The following is a 16395-nucleotide window of genomic DNA, read 5'->3' as shown; positions in this document are numbered from 1 at the left end:
GTCGTCCGACGCCCGGGAGGAGCCTCAGACGATCTCGGTCACCGCGGCCGGCGTGCCCTTGTCCGGCTTGACCCAGATCAGCAGCACGATCGCCAGCGCCATGCAGGCGGCCGGGAAGATCATGCTGAAGATGACGTCGTCGGCCGCCGCGGTCTTGCCGATCACGAACGGGCCGAAGAAGCCGCCCGCCGCCGCGATCGCGTTGATGGTGGCCAGGCCGACCGCGGTCTGCGAGCGGGTGAGCGCCTCGGAGGCCAGCGCCCAGAACGGGCCGAGGTAGGAGAAGACGCCGACCGCGAGGAGGCACAGGCCGATCATGCCGAGGCTGGGCGTCTCCTTGAAGACCATCGTCACGACCAGGCCGAGGACGGCGACGGCGAGGGTGGTCATCACGATCGGCTTGCGGTTGCCGAGCAGGTCGGAGTAGCGCGCGACCAGCAGCATCGCAATCGCACCGCAGACGTAGGGGATCGCCCCGACGAGGCCGATGTTGGTCGAGGAGTAGCCCGGGTTGAGCTGGGCGACGAGCTGGGGCAGGAAGAACGTCATGCCGTAGAGGCCGACCGCGTAGAGCAGGTTGATGAAGGCCAGGTAGAGGATCTTCGGGTTCTTGACGGCGTCGAGGGAGATCTCCATGTGGCCGTCGTCCTCGGCGTCGTACTCCTTGCTGATCTCACCCTCGAGCCAGGCGGCCTCGTCCTTGCTCAGCCAGCGGGCCTTGTTGGGGCGGTCGGCGAGGTAGAGGAGCACCCAGACGCCGAGCAGCACCGGCGGCAGGCCCTGCAGGATGAAGACCCACTGCCAGCCGGCCAGCCCGAACCAGTGCACGTGGTCGAGGATGACGCCGGCGGTGGCGCTGCCGATGAGGAGCGCGACCGGCTGGGCCAGCGAGAAGCCGGCGATGCCGCGGCTGCGGTCCTGCGAGCGGAACCAGAAGGTCATGTAGAGCAGCAGCCCGGGGAACAGGCCCGCCTCGGCGACGCCGAGGGCGATCCGCGCGATGTAGAGCTGGGTGGTGTTCTGCACGAAGCCGGTGAGCATCGTGATGATGCCCCAGCTGATGGCGATCCGGGCCAGCCAGATCCGGGCGCCGACCTTCTTCATGATGATGTTGCTCGGCACCTCGAGCACCGTGTAGGCCACGAAGAAGATGGCCGCGATGGTGCCGTACGTCGCCAGGCTGATGCCGAGGTCGGTCGACATCTGGAGCTGGGCGTAGCCGATCGACGCCCGGTCCATGTAGTTGAACATGTAGAGCAGGAAGGCGGCGGGCAGCACGGAGCGCTGCACCTTGCGCAGGACGGTGTCGCCGTGCACGGCAGTGCCCGAGCGAGCAGCGGGGATGCTGGTGGACATAAGGGGACTCCAGGGATCCAGTGGTTGGGATTTTACTGCTGCCGAGATCAGCGGGGAGGACGGGGCGTCAGCGGCCCGAGGCGGCGTTCTGGCCGGCCAGCCGGCCGAGGGTGAGTGCGTTGGCGACGGCGTTCCCGCCGCCGACGTACCGGCTGCCGAGGACGCCGCCCCCGGCCTCGCCGGCGGCGAACAGGCCCGGGATCGGCCGGCCCCGCTCGTCGAGGACCGCCGCGTTGTGGTCGATCTCGAGACCGGCGTGGGTGCACACGAGCTCGGCCGGAAGCACGCGGGTGGCGTGGAACGGCGGGGTCGCGATGGGCGTGAGGGGTGCGGTGACGCCCTTGGCGGCCAGCGTCTGGTCGCGCTGGAAGTCCGCGTCGCTGCCGTGCGGGAGCTGGTCGTTCCAGCGCTCGACGGTGGCCGCGAGTCGGTCGGCGGGGACGTCGATCCGGGCGGCGAGCGCGGCGAGGTCGTCGGCGCGGACGACCTGGCCCTCCTCGACGAGCGCCGTGACCCGGCCGGGGGTCCAGTCGGCGTAGCCCTCGGGGAGCGCCTGGCGGGCGGCCTCGTCGAAGACCATCCACACCGGTCCGCCCTGGGCGTCGATCTGCCCGCCCGAGACGGCGTACGACGCGTCCTCGTCCATGAAGCGCCGGCCCACGTCGTTGACGTGGACCCGCGACCTCGGCGGGAAGCCCGCCTGCCAGTGGTGCGCGCGCACGAACTGGGCGGTCGGGAGCATGAGCCCCCAGCCCTCGCCGGCCACCGACGCGGCGACCTGGCGACCGAAGGCCAGGTGGTCGCCGCGCGAGCCCGGAGCGGCCACGACGAAGAGCGACTCCCCCGCGCGCAGCGCGTCGGGGAACCACCGCTCGACCAGGGCCGGGTCCTGCGCGAGCCCGCCGGAGGCGACGACGACCGCGCCGGCGGTCAGCTCGACGCCGTCCGCGACGACGCCGCGCACCCGGCCGTCGGCGACCAGCAGCCGCTCGACCCGGGTGTGCAGCACGGCCTCGACACCGGCCCGCTTGCGCGCCCGGTCGAGCACCTGGACCAGGCCGTAGCCCTGGTCCTTGGGCACGTGGGCACGCCAGACGTCCTCGACGCCGGCCCGGGTCAGGCCGGGGGTGTGCGCGTCGGGCGAGACCTGGGCGGGGACCTCGACGCCGAGGTCGAGCAGCCACTCCAGGGTCGGGCCGGTCAGCTCGCAGAAGCGGCGCACCAGGCCGGGCTTGAGCAGCCACTGGTTGAGGTCCATGTAGTGCTGGAAGAACCGGTCGACGGTGTCCTCGACCCCGAGCGCCTTCTGCACGCTGGTCTCCGCGGCGGTGAACATCCCCGCGGAGAGCTGGGTGGAGCCGCCGAGCTCGCCCTCGGACTCGAAGAGGATGACGCTCTGCCCGCGCTCGGCCGCCGAGACGGCGGCCGCGAGGCCGGCGCCCCCGCCGCCGATGACGATGACGTCGTAGTCAGGCTCGTGGGCGCTCACAGCGTGCCCTCCATCTCGTCGAGGATCCGGTGGTAGGTGCCGTTCGAGACGAGCGCGCCGTCGACGGTGAGCTCGCCACCGGACATGTACGACGAGCCCTCCCCCAGCAGGAACGCCACGACCGCGGTCACCTCGTCGGGCCGGCCCATCCGCCCGAAGGGGATGCTGGCGACCGCGGAGGAGACGAAGCCGTCCGAGCCGGCCAGCAGCGGCGTCTCGACCAGCCCGGGGTGCACCGAGTTGACCCGGATCCCCCAGCTCGCGAGCTCGCCGGCAGCCGACTTGGTCAGCCCGCGCAGCGCCCACTTCGACGTCGAGTACGACGGCGAGAAGTAGCCGATCTGCCCCGCGATCGACGAGATGTTGACGATCGAGCCGCCGCCCGAGTCGCGCATCAGCGGCGCGCACGCCTGGATGCCGTAGAACGGCCCGTCGGCGTTGATCGCCATGACCTGGCGCCACACCTCGGGCGTGGTGTCCATGAACCGCAGGCGGCGCGAGACGCCGGCGTTGTTGACCAGCCCGTGCAGGGCGCCGTACGTCGCGCGGACGTCGGCGACCAGGGCGGCCCACGCCTCCGGCGCGGTGACGTCGAGCCGGTGCGCGCTGGCGGTGCCGCCGGCGGCCCGGATCTCGTCGGCCACCGGCGTGGCGTCGGCGACGTCCGCGAGGACGACGCTCCAGCCGTCGGCCGCGAGCGCCCGGGCGTGGCCCGCGCCCATGCCACCGGCGGCGCCGGTGACGAGGACGACGCGTCCGGCTGCCTGCTCAGACATGCCGCGAGCCGCCGTCCACGGCGAGGATGTGGCCGGTCACGTAGCGGGCGCTGTCGGAGAGCAGGAACAGCATCGGGCCGACGATCTCCTCGGGCGAGCCGAGCCGGTGCAGCGGGATGCTGTCGAGCGCCTTGGCCAGCGCCGGCGGGTCGTCCTGGACCCAGCGGGTCATCTCGGTGTCGACGAAGCCGGGCGCGATCGCGTTGACCCGGATGCCGAGGTCGCCGTACTCGACGGCGAGGCACTCGGTCAGGTGCGCGACGGCCGCCTTCGACGAGCAGTACGCCGCGCGCCCGCGGCGCACCCGCACGGCAGCGACCGAGGCCATGTTGACGATCGCGGCGCCCGGCGCCATCACGGACGCGGCCGCCTGGGCGCCGTACAGGACGCCCTCGACGTTGATGGCGAGCGTCGCCTGGATCTGGCTCACCGGGATGTCGGCGGCGGGCGCCTCGGGGAAGATGCCGGCGTTGTTGATCCACAGGTCGACCCGGCCGAACCGCTCCACGGCGAGCTCGGCGACGCGCTGCTGCGCGTCCCGGTCGCGGACGTCGACCGCGGTGGCGACGACCTGGCCGGCGCCCTCGGCGTCGGCGTTCTCGGCGGTCAGGGTCGCCGCGGTCTCCTCCATCTGGGCGAGGTCGAGGTCCGCGCCGACCACGTGCACGCCGCGCCGGGCGAGCGCCGCGGCGAACCGCGCGCCCATGCCCCGGCCGGCGCCGGTGATCACGGCCACCTTGCCGCGCAGGTCGGGGTGGTCGACGACCATCGGCGTCGACTCGACGCGTCCGGGGTGCTCGGTGGTCATGCGGAGGCTCCTTGCTGGTGGTGGTTCTCGGTCAGGTGGTTCTGGTCGTCGCGGCGCACCCGGCGGCGGGCGACCCGCCAGCCGTGGGGCGCGGCGTCGTCCCGGACGAGCTCGTCGGTGAGCGTGGTCAGCCGGACCAGCCGGCTCTCCTCGCCGGCGGGCGTCGCGACGATCTGCAGGTACGCGTGCGCGACGACCCGGTCGGGGTCGCCGGCCGCAGCGGGGACGGGCAGCACGTCGACGGTGGTGACCACGTGCCGCAGCCGGGTCGCCGTCCGCGCGCACGAGGCGCGGAAGTCCTCGGCGAAGCGGACCAGGGCCGCCGTCCCGACGGCCGGCTCCGGGTACGACGGCGAGTCGAAGACGCCGTCGGCCGTGAACGTCGCCGCCCAGCCCGGGGCGTCGCCCTCGTCGATGAGCCGGGACTGCCGGGCGTAGAGCCGGGTCACCGCGATCACCACGGCGGCCGGGACCTCGGCCAGCTCGGTCATGCTTCCCCCTTGTGTGCGATAACCGCACGCTGCGTGCTATAACTGCACGGAAGGTTAAGCACGTCACAGTCGGGTGGTCAAGCCCCCGACGTGACCCCGAGCACGTCGGAGGTCGGCCAGGTGGGGAGAATGAGCCGCATGAGCGAGGCAGACGAGGTCGTCCTCGACAGCTCCATGTCGAAGACGCTGCACTCGGGGCTGCGCGTCCTCGAGGTCCTCAGCGCCCGCGGGAGCGCGATGACGATCACCGAGATCGCCGACGCGGTCGGCGTCCACCGCACCGTCGCCCACCGGTTCGTGCGCACGCTCGAGGCGCACCGGCTGCTGCGCCGCGACCGGGCCAAGCGCTTCCACCTGGGCACCGGGCTCGTCCCCCTCGCCGAGCCGGTCGAGCGCGACCTGCGCACCGCCGCGCTCCCCCTCCTCGAGGAGCTCGCCGACGAGGTGAGCGCGACCGCCCACCTGGTCGTGCAGGAGGACAGCCGCCACGTCCGCGCGCTCATGGTCGTCGAGCCCCGCAACGCCTCGGTGCACGTGGCCTTCCGGCCCGGCCAGCTCGACGCGATCGACCGCGGCTCGGCCGGCCTCGCGATCCTCTCCGGCCAGCCCGCCCGGGCCGGCGAGCGGGACGAGGTGCACACCGCTCGCGAGCGCGGCTACGCGGTCAGCTTCTCCGAGGTCGTCCCCTCGGTCCACGGCGTCTCGGCCCCGGTCCCCAACGGCCGCGACGGCGCCCAGCTCAGCGTCGGCGTCTCGGTCTTCGACCTCGGCGACGTCGACCGCCTCGGCGCCGCCGTCCGCGCCACCGCCCAGCTGATCGGCCACGTCACCGGCTGACCCGGCGTCCGCGGCCCACCGTAGGGTGGGCGCCGTGCCGACCCTCGTGCTCGCATCCGCGTCCCCCGCACGCCTGACCACCCTCCGCAACGCCGGCCTGGAGCCGACGGTGATCGTCTCCGGGGTCGACGAGTCGCAGGTGCGCGACGTCCCGCCTGCCGAGCTCGCCCTGCGCCTCGCCGAGCTCAAGTGCAATGCCGTCGCGCCGCGTCCCGAGGTGCCCGCCGACGCGCTCGTGCTCGGCTGCGACTCGGTCCTCGAGCTCGACGGCGAGGCGCTCGGCAAGCCGGCCGACGCCGACGAGGCGGTCCGCCGCTGGCAGGCCATGCGCGGGCGCTCCGGCGTGCTCCACACCGGCCACTGCCTGCGCGACGTCGCCGGCGGGCGGCAGGTCGCCACGACCGCCTCGACCACCGTCCACTTCGCCGACGTCACCGACGACGAGATCACGGCGTACGTCGCGACCGGCGAGCCGCTCCACGTCGCCGGCGCGTTCACGGTCGACGGCCGCGGCGGCGGCTTCGTCACCGGCATCGAGGGCGACCACCACAACGTCGTCGGCGTGAGCCTGCCGCTGCTGCGCGAGCAGGTCCGGACGCTCGGGCACCGGTGGACCGACCTCTGGGCCGGCTGAGCCGGCTGCTCCTGGTGGCGCTGCTCGTCGCGCCGCCCGCGGCCGCGCACGGCACTGCGCCCGAGACCCCCGTGCTCACCACCGGCAGCCACCGCACGACCCTGCCCGCCGACGGGCCACGGACCTTCCGCCTGGAGCGCACCGCGCCCGGCACCACGCTCCACGTCGCGCTCTGGTTCACCGGTGCCGGCGAGTCGGTCGGCGAAGGCGTGCGCCTCTCGCTCGGCACCGCCCCCGGCGACGAGCGGTGCGGCAGCGGCGCCGTCTTCCGCCCGACCCTCGGCGAGCCGGCCCCGCTCCTCGTCACCACCGTCTCCTCCTGGACCGACACCGCCGAGCACCCCTGCACGACGGCCGACGCGCTCACGGTCACCGTGGGCGTCCCCAGCGACCCCGCCGACCGGGGCCGGGCGGCGACCCTGCTCGTCCACGAGGAGCCGGCCCTGTCGTCGTACGCGTTCGAGCTGCTGGACGAGCCGGTCACCCCCGGCTGGGTGCCGCCCCCGCCGGCGGACCCGCGCCCGCTCGAGGCCGGCCGCACGCCGGCCGACGCCCCCGCCGTCGACGACGAGCTACGAGATCACCGTCCCGCCGGGCCGCACCGCGCTCGTCGCCATCCCTCTCGACTGGGACCAGACGCTGCGCGCGCAGACCACCGACGACACCCTCGCCGTGCACGTGCTCGGGCCGGTGCTCGGCGCCAGCGAGGCCTCCGCCGAGCCGGGCCGCGCCCAGTCGCAGGTGGTGTCCTACCGGCACCGCGAGTCGTACGACGTCAGGGCCGCCGGCGCCGCGCTCGCGGGCGTCCACTACGTGCTCGTCAGCGCTCCCGGCGCCCGGGGAGCTGTCACCACGACGCTCACCCTGGCCCGCAGCGGGGTCGCCGCCGCCGGCATCCCCGACTACGCCGACGGCTCGCTGCGCGCACCGCCCACCGCGAGCGTCCCCGATGACGGCGACGGCGGCCGGACCCCGCTCCTGGTCGGAGGCGGGATCGCGGCCGCCGTGGCAGCGCTGCTGGTGGTGGTGGCTACTCGACGGGCAGCCCGAGCCCGCGGGCGATGAGCATCCGCTGGACCTCGGACGTGCCCTCGCCGATCTCGAGGATCTTCGCGTCGCGGTAGAACCGGGCGACCGGGTACTCCTCCATGAAGCCGTAGCCGCCGAAGACCTGGGTCGCGATCCGGGTCGCGGTGACCGCCGACTCGCTCGCGTAGAGCTTGGCGACCGACGCCGCCTGCTTGAACTCCTTCATCGACGGGCCGCGGCCACCCATCATGGCGTCCTTCATCGCGGCGGCGCGGTAGGTCAGCAGGCGCGAGGCGTGGAGCATGACCTCGAGGTCGGCGATCTGGAAGGCCACCCCCTGCTTGCGCCCGATCGGGCCGCCCATCGTCTGCCGGTCGAGGGAGTACTCGACGGTCAGGTCGACGCACGCCTGGATCAGGCCGACCGCCAGCGCGGCGATCGCCACGCGGCCGTCGTCGAGCGTGGCGAGGAACTGGGCGTAGCCGCGCCCCTTCTCGCCGAGCAGGTTGCTCTCGGGCACCCGGCAGTCGACGAAGCTCAGCGGGTGGGTGTCGGAGATGTGCCAGCCGAGCTTGTCGTAGGCCGGCTCGGCCACGAAGCCCGGCGTCCCCGACGGCACGATGATCGTGGAGATCTCCGGCCGGCCGTCCTCGCGGGTCCCGGTGCGAGCGGTGACGGTGACGACCGAGGTGATCTCGGAGCCGGAGTTGGTGATGAACTGCTTGCCGCCGTTGACGACCCACTCGCCGTTGTCGAGCTCGGCCTTGGTCTTGGTCGCCCCCGCGTCGGAGCCCGCGCCCGGCTCGGTCAGGCCGAAGCCCGCCAGCCGCTGGCCGGCGACCAGGTCCGGCAGCCACGTCTTCTTCTGCTCGTCGGTGCCGTAGGTCAGGATCGGGTTGATGCCGAGGCCGACGCCGGCCTCCAGGGTCACCCCGAGCGACTGGTCGACCCGGCCCAGCTCCTCGATCGCCAGGCACAGCGACGTGAACGGACCGTCCTCGGCGTCGAGCCCGGCGCCGCCGAACTCCTCGGGGGCGGTCAGCCCGAACAGGCCGAGCTCCCCCATCTTCTGGACGACGTCGGTCGGGAAGTGGTGCGCCTTGTCCCACTCCGCCACGTGGGGACGGATGGTGGCGTCGGCGAAGTCCCGGACGGTACGACGGAACTCCTCGTGCTCACGCGACAGCTCGAACTGGGTCATGGGTCCATCGTAGAGCAAGAGGTTAATGGTTGTTAACCACCGATCCTGGGGAAATCCGCGTCCCCAGGACCGGTGGCCCGGCCCGTCAGCGGATCAGCTCGTCAGCGGGTCAGCTGATCGCCTTCTGGCAGGTGACCTGCGCGTCGGTGAACAGCGTGGCGTCCGCCGGGTCGATCTTGGTGGCGTCGCCGTCGGCCAGCGCCTGGAGCGTGGTCGGCGAGGCGTCGTCGTAGACGGCGTCCACGAAGCAGCCGACGACCTTGTTCACGATGCCGTCGGGCATCGGGATGCCGGTGTCCTCGCCGTTCTTCTTCACGATCTTCGCGTAGCCGGCGACGACGTCGTCGCGCGCGGGCTTGCCGGCGGCGTCCTCGGCCTCGGGGACGGCGTCCGACTCGCCCCCGGCGTCGGTGGCCTCGGTCTCGTCGGTGGTCTCGGCCTGCGAGGCGTTCTCCTCGGACGACTTGTCGGCCTTGCCGCCGTCGTCGTCACCGCACGCGGTCAGCAGGCCGGACAGCCCGATGGTCGCGGCCAGGAGCAGCCCGGGAATTCGTACGCGCATGATGGGGATTCGCCCTTCGTCGGATGATGGTGGCCCTCGCCTCCCCGGCGCCGGGCACGGCAAACAAACGCCGCGGATTCCGCGGGTGGGGCCGGCCGGGTCCACGCAGCCCTCGTGCCCGGCCACCGGATGCCCCTGAGGAACGTCGTGGCCCACGCCCTAGACTGCGCGAGGTTTCACGAACGACGTGAGGAGAAATCGGTGCCCGACATCAAGCCGCTGCGCAAGGTGCTCATCGCCAACCGTGGAGAGATCGCGGTCCGCGTGATCCGTGCCGCGAAGGACGCCGGCATCGCCAGCGTCGCGATCTACGCCGAGCCCGACGCGGACGCGCTGTTCGTGCGGCTCGCCGACGAGGCGTACGCACTCGGGGGCGCCACGCCCGCCGACTCGTACCTCTCGATCGAGAAGATCCTCGACGTCGCCGCCAAGTCCGGCGCCGACAGCGTGCACCCCGGCTACGGCTTCCTGGCCGAGAACGCCCAGTTCGCCCAGGCCGTCCTCGACGCCGGGCTGATCTGGATCGGCCCCTCCCCCGAGGCCATCGACGGCCTCGGCGACAAGGCCAAGGCCAAGCAGATCGCCCTCGCCGCCGGCGCGCCCCTGGCCCCCGGCCTCAAGGACGCGGTCAAGGACGCCGACGAGATCATCGGCTTCGCCAAGGAGCACGGCCTCCCGGTCGCCATCAAGGCGGTCTTCGGCGGCGGCGGCCGCGGCCTCAAGGTCGCCCGCACCCTCGAGGAGATCCCCGAGCTCTACGAGTCCGCCGTGCGCGAGGCGATCTCCGCCTTCGGCCGCGGCGAGTGCCTGGTCGAGAAGTTCCTCGACCGCCCCCGCCACGTCGAGACCCAGTGCCTGGCCGACCAGCACGGCAATGTCGTCGTCGTCTCGACCCGCGACTGCTCGCTGCAGCGCCGCCACCAGAAGCTGGTCGAGGAGGCGCCCGCGCCGTTCCTCACCGACGAGCAGAACGCCCGCCTGTACGAGTCGTCCAAGGCGATCCTGCGCGAGGCCAACTACGTCGGCGCCGGCACCTGCGAGTTCCTCGTCGCCGCCGACGGCACGATCTCCTTCCTCGAGGTCAACACCCGCCTCCAGGTCGAGCACTGCGTGTCCGAGGAGGTCACCGGCATCGACCTGGTCCGCGAGATGTTCCGCATCGCCGCCGGCGAGGAGCTCGGCTACGGCGACCCGGAGATCCGCGGCCACTCGATCGAGTACCGGATCAACGCCGAGGACGGCGGCAACAACTTCATGCCCGCCCCCGGCACGCTCACCGCGTGGAACCCGCCGCAGGGTCCGGGCGTCCGCGTCGACGGCGGCTACGAGAAGGGCGAGACCGTCCCCGGCGCCTTCGACTCCCTCGTCGCCAAGCTGATCATCACCGGCCAGAACCGCACCCAGGCCATCGAGCGCTCGCGCCGCGCGCTGTCGGAGTTCGAGGTCGACGGCATGCCGACCGCGATCACCTTCCACGAGGTCATCACCCGCGACCCGGCCTGGGTCGCGTCGTCCAACCCCACGGGCGAGGGCTCCTTCGACGTCTACACGACGTGGATCGAGACCGACTTCGACAACCAGATCCAGCCCTACGGCGGCACGCCCGGCGAGGCCGACGAGCAGGGCGAGAAGCAGAAGGTCGTCGTCGAGGTCGGCGGCAAGCGCATCGAGGTCGTCCTCCCGGCCGGTCTCGGCGGCATCGCGACCGGCGGCGGCGCGGCGGCCAAGAAGCCCAAGCGCGCGGCCGGCAAGAAGGCCGGCGCCGCGGCGTCCGGCGACTCCGTCACCTCCCCGATGCAGGGCACGATCGTCAAGGTCGCGGTCGAGGAGGGCCAGCAGGTCGAGGAGGGTGACGTCGTCATCGTCCTCGAGGCGATGAAGATGGAGCAGCCGCTCAAGGCCCACAAGGCCGGCACCGTCACCGGCCTCACGGCCGAGGTCGGCGCCACCATCGGCAACGGCGAGGTCGTCTGCGAGCTCAAGGACTGACCCAGCTACCCGATCGCGCCCGTGGTGAGTACCCCTACTCACCACGGGCGCCGTCGTCTCCCGGCAGGATGCTCGGCATGCGCAACCGCCCCCCTGCCCTCGTCCGTCTCGCCGCCGGCCTCGCCGGCGCCACCGCCCTCGTCGCGGTGACCCCCGCCCTCGCCTCGGCCGCCGACTACCGCCACACCGACCGCGCCCGCGACGTCCGGTCGGCCGACATCCAGTCGACCAGCGACGTGATCCGTCGTCCCGCGCCCCGCGAGCGCGCCGTCGACATCCGCACGGTCCGGGTCAGCCACACGGCCGACCACGTCGTCGTGAAGATCCGCACCCGAGGCCCGATCCCCACGAAGAAGTTCTTCGTCGGCGCGGTGCTCCGCACCTCCGGCGGCAGCTTCGAGGCCGGGACCTACAAGTTCTTCGGGTACACCGGCAACGAGCTCACGTCCGGGTCCGACGCCGTCGAGTGCGCGGGCTACCGCACCGACATCGACCGCGCGCGCCGGCTCACCACCATCGTGGTGCCGACGACCTGCATCGGCTCGCCGGCCTGGGTGCGGGTCGGGGCCGGCGCCTCCCGCATCGTCGGCAAGCGGATCTACGCCGACGACGGCCTGCGCAGCGGTCCCCTCGGCGAGGACGCCGGCCTCAGCCCGCGCATCGCCCGCGGCTGACCCGACCCTCCGACGACAGCGACGACGGCGACCGTCCGGCCCCGTGCCGGGCGGTCGCCGTCGCACGTGACAGGATGCGCCCCATGCTCGTCACCGCTCGTGCCCGCTGGGCCGCCGTCCTGATGGCGGCCGGCGCCGCCGTCACCACCGTCGTCGCCACGCCGGCCCTGGCCTCGGCCGCCGACTACACCCACGTCGACGCCTCCCGCGACGCCCGCTCGGGCCGCCTCGACAGCGCGAGCGACTCCCCGGGACGGCTCGACCGCCGCGAGGCGTCGGTCGACATCCGCAAGATCCGGATCGCGCACACCGCCGACCACGTCGTCGTCAAGATCCGCACCCGGGCCGCCCTCCCCACGCGCGCCTTCTTCGTCGGCGTCAGCCTGCGCACCCCGGGCGGCGGCTCGTACGACGCCGGATACTTCAAGATGTTCGGCTCGACCCGCCACGAGCTCACCCAGGGCAACGACACCGTCGAGTGCGCGGGCCTGCGCACCGACATCGACCGCCAGCGCCGGCTCGCCACCATCGTCGTGCCGACGACCTGCATCGGCTCGCCCGCCTGGGTGCGCGCCGGCGTCGGCGCCGCGCGCTTCGATCGCAACCGGATGTGGTCCGACGACGGCCTCCGTGACCGCCAGGTGCGCGACGACCTCCGCTACTCGCCGCGCATCGCGCGCGGCTGACGCCGGGCCCTCAGGCCGAGCGACGCCCGTCGAGCCCGCCCGCCGACCCGTCGTCGTGCCGGACGGCGCGGGCCCGGCCGCCGTCCTTGGCCTCGTAGAGCGCCTGGTCGGCACGGGCCAGGGCGAGGGCCACGTCGTCGTGCGGGAGGACGGCGGCGATGCCGAAGCTGGCCGTCGGCGGATCGGTCTCGCCGGCACCGGCGCTGTAGCGGGCGGCGATCTCGGCGACGATCTCCTCGGCCGGACCGCCGAGGGTGAGCAGGCCGAACTCGTCGCCGCCGAGGCGGCTGACGATGCCCTGCTGACCGACGACGGAGCGGCAGGCGTCGGCGAAGGCGACCAGGGCACGGTCGCCTGCGGCGTGCCCTGAGCCGTCGTTGATGCTCTTGAAGCGGTCGAGGTCCGCGACGAGGATCGCGGCGTGCCGGGTCACCCGGGCCTGGTCGAGCTGGCGCTCGGCGACCTCGAGGAAGGCGCGGCGGTTGAGCAGGCCGGTGAGGCCGTCGCGGGTGGCCTGGCGGCGCAGCTCGGTGGTCTGCTGCTCGTGGCTCAGCGCGGACATGCTGAACGTGACGACGACGAGCAGCAGCATCGTCAGCAGCGTGGTCACCTGGCTGCCGAAGCCGATCCGGAAGACGGCGCTGTCGGGGCCGGCCGCGACGAAGACGACGTCGCGCGCGAGGTAGAAGCCGCCGATCACGCCCGACACGATCGCCATCGACGAGACCGCGAACCGGAACTGCTCGCGAGCCCCGCCGGCCGGGCGCTGGGTCCGGAGCAGGCGGACCAGCTCCCAGGCCGAGCCGCCGATCAGCGCGGCCATGGCGAAGAGGTAAGCCACGCCGCCCGCCCAGACGTCGTGGCCGGGGTCGTCGAGCAGCGAGACGACGAGCACGACGGCGGGCAGCAGCGCGAGCTGCCACCACCGGACCTCGCGCTCGCGCAGGCTGCGGGCGCCGGCCCACACGCAGGCGGCACCGAGGGTGCCCGCGGTGTTGCCGAGCGGGTTGGCGACCACCTGGAAGGCGGTGCCGTTGAGCAGGAAGAGCGAGGCGCTCACGACGAAGAACGCCAGCGAGCCGCACCACCAGCCGCTGTAGGCCGAGCGGGTCGAGCGGTAGGTGACGCCGTAGAACAGCACGAGGACGCCGACGGCGACGAGACCGAAGGCCACGCGGAGTGTCACGACGTCCAGCACACGCCCAGGCTAGGTGCGCACCGGGTACGACGGGCACCGCTCGCGCCCGATGTGGCCGACGGAACTCCGGCCGTGGTCAATTCGGGCCGTCCAGGACGGACGGCACCGGGACGATGGTCCCACTGCCGTCCCGGGACCACCCCGGCCCGTAGGCTCGCGAGCGTGACACAGCTGCGCGAACCCGCCCACCGGGTCAGCCCCCGCGCCCGCCTGATGTGGCACGTCGAGACGGCGATCTCGGCGACGGTCGTCGCGGTCGGCCTCGGTGTCGGCGCCTACTTCGCGACGCCCGACGGGCTGCGGTGGTGGCTGACCGGACTGGCCGTCGTCGTGTGCGCGGTGGTCGCGGTCGTCGTCCCCCAGTGGCGCTACCGGGTGCACCGCTGGGAGGTCTCCCCCACCGCCGTCTACACCCAGCGCGGCTGGTGGGCGCGCGAGCGCCGGATCGCCCCCATGTCGCGGGTGCAGACCGTCGACTTCGCCCAGGGACCCCTCGCCCGGCTCTTCGGGCTCGCCTCGGTGACGGTGACCACGGCGTCGGCCGCCGGTCCGCTGCAGATCGAGGGCCTCGACCGGGACGTCGCGCTCGCGCTCACCGACGAGCTGACCCGCAAGGCCGACCTCGTCGCGGGCGACGCGACGTGACCGTCGTCCCGCCGCCACCGCCGCCACCGCCGCCGCCACCTCCGCCTCCGCTCCCCGCGCCCGACTGGCAGCGGCTCGACCCGCGGATGCTCCTGGTGCACCCGATCCGCGAGGTCGGGAAGTTCTTCCCCGTCCTGATCGGCCTCGTGGTCGCCGGCGGCGCCTCGGGGATCGGCCCGTGGGCACTGCTGGGCGTCGGCGTCCCGGTGGCGCTCGGTGTCGTGCGCTACCTGACGACGACCTACCGGATCGCCGGCGGCCGGGTCGAGCTGCGCCGTGGGCTGCTCCAGCGGCACACGCTGGCGACGCCGGTCGACCGGGTCCGGGCGGTCGACCTGACCGCCTCGCCCATCCACCGGATCCTCGGCCTGGCCACCGTCGTGATCGGCACCGGCAGCGTGGCCAGCGGCGCCGACGAGCGGCTCGAGCTCGACGCGCTGCCGCGCGAGGAGGCCGCCCGGCTGCGCTCCGAGCTGCTCCACGCCCGTCCCGCGGCGACGCCCGACCAGGCCGCCGCCGGCGGCGCGGTGCCCGACGAGGAGCACGTGGTGGCGAGGTTCTCGCCGCGCTGGCTCTGGTACGCGCCGTTCAGCGGCACCGTCCTCGTCGCCTTCGGTGCGCTCGCGGGCGCCACCTTCCAGATCGCCGAGAGCGTGCACCTGCGGGTCTCCGAGGCGGACCTCGCGGGGATCGGCACGACCTTCGTGCTCAGCGCGGTCGTCGGCGTCCTCCTCGTGGCGGTGCTGGTCGTCGTGGGCGGCTACCTCGTCGTCAACGGCGGCTTCGTGCTCGCCCGCTACCGGACGGCGTGGCACGTCCGCCGCGGCCTGCTCACCCACCGCGAGATCTCCATCGACATGGCCCGGCTGGCCGGCGTCTCGCTCGGCGAGCCCGCGCTGCTCCGGCTCGCGCACGGCCGGCGGGTCAACGCGATCGTCACGGGCCTGAGCGGCGAGGGGCAGTCGACGTCGTCGATGCTGCTGCCGCCCGCCCCCGCCGCCACCGGGTACGACGTCGCGTCGGCCGTGCTGGGCGACCCGACCCCGGTGACGGCTCCCCTCCGGAGCCACGGGCGCGCCGCGGCCACCCGCCGGTTCAGCCGGGCGCTGCTCGGCTCGCTGCCGTTCGTCGCGCTCGTCGTGGCCGGCGTGGTGGCCGGCGGACCGGTCGCGCTCCTCGCCCTCGCGGTCGTCCCGGTCGTGCTCGCGCTGGCGCTCGCCGTCGACCGGGTCCGGACGCTCGGGCACGGCTTCGTCGCGGGCCACGTGGTGATGCGCTCCGGCTCGGTGCTGCGCAGCCGGGACGTGCTGGCTGCGGACCACGTGATCGGCTGGAACCTGCGCGCGACCTGGTTCCAGCGCCGGGCCGGCCTGGTCTCCCTGACCGCGACGACGGCCGGCGGCAAGGGTCGGGTGCACGTGCCCGACGTGAGCACGGACGACGCGATCGCGCTCGCCGAGGAGGCCACGCCGGACCTGCTCGGGCAGTTCCTGGTGCCCTAGACCGCGAGCGGCGTGAGCAGCCGGTGCGGCTGCTCGAGCGCGCGGGCGACCCGGTCGTCGCGGCGCAGCGGGTTGTCGCCCGCGCCCGGCCGCACGACGAGGTCCTCGGGCCCCGGCACCGTGCCGCAGCCCGGACAGCGGCCGAGCGCGTCGATGTCGGTGCCGCAGTCGGCATGGCTGAACACCCGGGCGGGATGACGCCCCACGACGTGCTGCTCGCCCCACTTCGAGAGCGAGAAGACCACCGGCCACAGGTCCCGGCCGGCCTCGGTGAGGACGTACTCCGGGTGACCGTCGACCAGCTCACGGGTCAGCACGCCGTCGGCGACCAGGCGGTCGAGGCGGGCGGTGAGCACGGCGCGGGAGATGTCGAGGTGGTCGCGCAGGTCGGTGAACCGGCGGACGCCGTAGAAGCAGTCGCGCAGGATCAGCAGGGTCCAGCGCTCCCCCACGACCTCGAGGGCGCGCGCGAGGTAGCACCCCTGCTGGTCGTATCCGGTGCCGAGCGCCACACCTCC

The 16395-nt window shown here is 73.6% G+C and carries 17 protein-coding genes; 8 read left to right on the top strand and 9 right to left on the bottom strand.

The genetic code is table 11. The annotated features are described in order from the left end of the window. Nucleotides 1-24: 24 nt before the first annotated feature. From BM223_RS06275 to BM223_RS06255, 5 genes are all read right to left on the bottom strand, one after another. Nucleotides 25-1356, bottom strand: a complete 1332-nt coding sequence (locus BM223_RS06275; RefSeq protein ID WP_052138909.1) for an MFS transporter — start codon at nucleotides 1354-1356, stop codon at nucleotides 25-27. A gap of 67 nt (nucleotides 1357-1423) precedes the next feature. Next, complete coding sequence (locus BM223_RS06270; RefSeq protein ID WP_038680759.1) at nucleotides 1424-2845, bottom strand: FAD-dependent oxidoreductase; 1422 nt, start codon at nucleotides 2843-2845, stop codon at nucleotides 1424-1426. Then, nucleotides 2842-3621 carry an SDR family NAD(P)-dependent oxidoreductase gene (locus tag BM223_RS29480; RefSeq protein WP_038680761.1) on the bottom strand — a complete coding sequence of 260 codons (780 nt, stop codon included), beginning with the start codon at nucleotides 3619-3621 and terminating at the stop codon, nucleotides 2842-2844. Before BM223_RS29480 ends, BM223_RS06270 begins: the two co-directional genes overlap by 4 nt. Continuing rightward, a complete protein-coding gene (locus BM223_RS06260; protein WP_038680763.1) occupies nucleotides 3614-4429 on the bottom strand; it encodes an SDR family NAD(P)-dependent oxidoreductase in 816 nt (271 codons plus the stop codon). Before BM223_RS06260 ends, BM223_RS29480 begins: the two co-directional genes overlap by 8 nt. Further along, on the bottom strand, nucleotides 4426-4920 hold the full coding sequence (locus BM223_RS06255; RefSeq protein ID WP_052138910.1) for a nuclear transport factor 2 family protein: 495 nt from the start codon (nucleotides 4918-4920) through the stop codon (nucleotides 4426-4428). The genes BM223_RS06260 and BM223_RS06255 overlap by 4 nt, the downstream gene beginning before the upstream one ends. Before the next feature lie 138 nt (nucleotides 4921-5058). Here BM223_RS06255 and BM223_RS06250 point away from each other — a divergent pair, with 138 nt between their 5' ends. From BM223_RS06250 to BM223_RS06240, 3 genes are all read left to right on the top strand, one after another. Further along, nucleotides 5059-5757, top strand: coding sequence for an IclR family transcriptional regulator (locus BM223_RS06250; protein WP_218030666.1), 699 nt, complete (start codon nucleotides 5059-5061; stop codon nucleotides 5755-5757). A 34-nt stretch (nucleotides 5758-5791) separates the two neighbouring features. Next, complete coding sequence (locus tag BM223_RS06245) at nucleotides 5792-6391, top strand: Maf family protein (protein ID WP_038685054.1); 600 nt, start codon at nucleotides 5792-5794, stop codon at nucleotides 6389-6391. A gap of 672 nt (nucleotides 6392-7063) precedes the next feature. Continuing rightward, complete coding sequence (locus BM223_RS06240) at nucleotides 7064-7456, top strand: hypothetical protein (RefSeq protein ID WP_052138911.1); 393 nt, start codon at nucleotides 7064-7066, stop codon at nucleotides 7454-7456. On the opposite strand, the gene BM223_RS06235 is transcribed toward BM223_RS06240, so the two are convergent. Both BM223_RS06235 and BM223_RS06230 read right to left on the bottom strand, forming a co-directional pair. Then, nucleotides 7422-8621: an acyl-CoA dehydrogenase family protein gene (locus tag BM223_RS06235; RefSeq protein WP_038680769.1), complete on the bottom strand. Its 1200-nt coding sequence runs from the start codon at nucleotides 8619-8621 to the stop codon at nucleotides 7422-7424. The genes BM223_RS06240 and BM223_RS06235 overlap by 35 nt on opposite strands. 109 nt (nucleotides 8622-8730) lie before the next feature. Beyond that, complete coding sequence (locus tag BM223_RS06230; RefSeq protein WP_038680771.1) at nucleotides 8731-9183, bottom strand: hypothetical protein; 453 nt, start codon at nucleotides 9181-9183, stop codon at nucleotides 8731-8733. Nucleotides 9184-9384: 201 nt separating this feature from the next. Here BM223_RS06230 and BM223_RS06225 point away from each other — a divergent pair, with 201 nt between their 5' ends. The 3 genes from BM223_RS06225 to BM223_RS06215 all read left to right on the top strand — a co-directional run bounded on the left by BM223_RS06225 (nucleotide 9385) and on the right by BM223_RS06215 (nucleotide 12532). Then, complete coding sequence (locus BM223_RS06225; protein WP_038680773.1) at nucleotides 9385-11172, top strand: acetyl/propionyl/methylcrotonyl-CoA carboxylase subunit alpha; 1788 nt, start codon at nucleotides 9385-9387, stop codon at nucleotides 11170-11172. Between the two features lie 77 nt (nucleotides 11173-11249). Continuing rightward, nucleotides 11250-11846 (top strand): hypothetical protein, encoded by a 597-nt coding sequence (locus BM223_RS06220; protein ID WP_038680776.1) that lies wholly within the window; start codon nucleotides 11250-11252, stop codon nucleotides 11844-11846. 83 nt (nucleotides 11847-11929) lie between these two features. Continuing rightward, nucleotides 11930-12532 carry a hypothetical protein gene (locus BM223_RS06215; RefSeq protein WP_038680778.1) on the top strand — a complete coding sequence of 201 codons (603 nt, stop codon included), beginning with the start codon at nucleotides 11930-11932 and terminating at the stop codon, nucleotides 12530-12532. A 10-nt stretch (nucleotides 12533-12542) separates the two neighbouring features. Here the strand turns inward: BM223_RS06215 and BM223_RS06210 are convergent, their stop codons facing one another. Continuing rightward, nucleotides 12543-13730 (bottom strand): GGDEF domain-containing protein, encoded by a 1188-nt coding sequence (locus BM223_RS06210; RefSeq protein ID WP_052138912.1) that lies wholly within the window; start codon nucleotides 13728-13730, stop codon nucleotides 12543-12545. Between the two features lie 162 nt (nucleotides 13731-13892). Here BM223_RS06210 and BM223_RS06205 point away from each other — a divergent pair, with 162 nt between their 5' ends. Both BM223_RS06205 and BM223_RS06200 read left to right on the top strand, forming a co-directional pair. Next, on the top strand, nucleotides 13893-14375 hold the full coding sequence (locus tag BM223_RS06205) for a PH domain-containing protein (protein WP_038680780.1): 483 nt from the start codon (nucleotides 13893-13895) through the stop codon (nucleotides 14373-14375). Further along, a complete protein-coding gene (locus BM223_RS06200) occupies nucleotides 14372-15877 on the top strand; it encodes a PH domain-containing protein (protein ID WP_141267327.1) in 1506 nt (501 codons plus the stop codon). The genes BM223_RS06205 and BM223_RS06200 overlap by 4 nt, the downstream gene beginning before the upstream one ends. Here BM223_RS06200 and BM223_RS06195 read toward each other — a convergent pair. Continuing rightward, nucleotides 15874-16389 carry a winged helix-turn-helix transcriptional regulator gene (locus BM223_RS06195; RefSeq protein WP_038685058.1) on the bottom strand — a complete coding sequence of 172 codons (516 nt, stop codon included), beginning with the start codon at nucleotides 16387-16389 and terminating at the stop codon, nucleotides 15874-15876. The genes BM223_RS06200 and BM223_RS06195 overlap by 4 nt on opposite strands. Between the last annotated feature and the right edge of the window lie 6 nt (nucleotides 16390-16395).

It is taken from the genome of Pimelobacter simplex, assembly GCF_900114845.1.
Lineage (GTDB): Bacteria > Actinomycetota > Actinomycetes > Propionibacteriales > Nocardioidaceae > Nocardioides > Nocardioides simplex.
The sequence above is the reverse complement of the archived record's forward strand: the minus strand, read 5'-3'. Positions and strand labels throughout refer to the sequence as shown.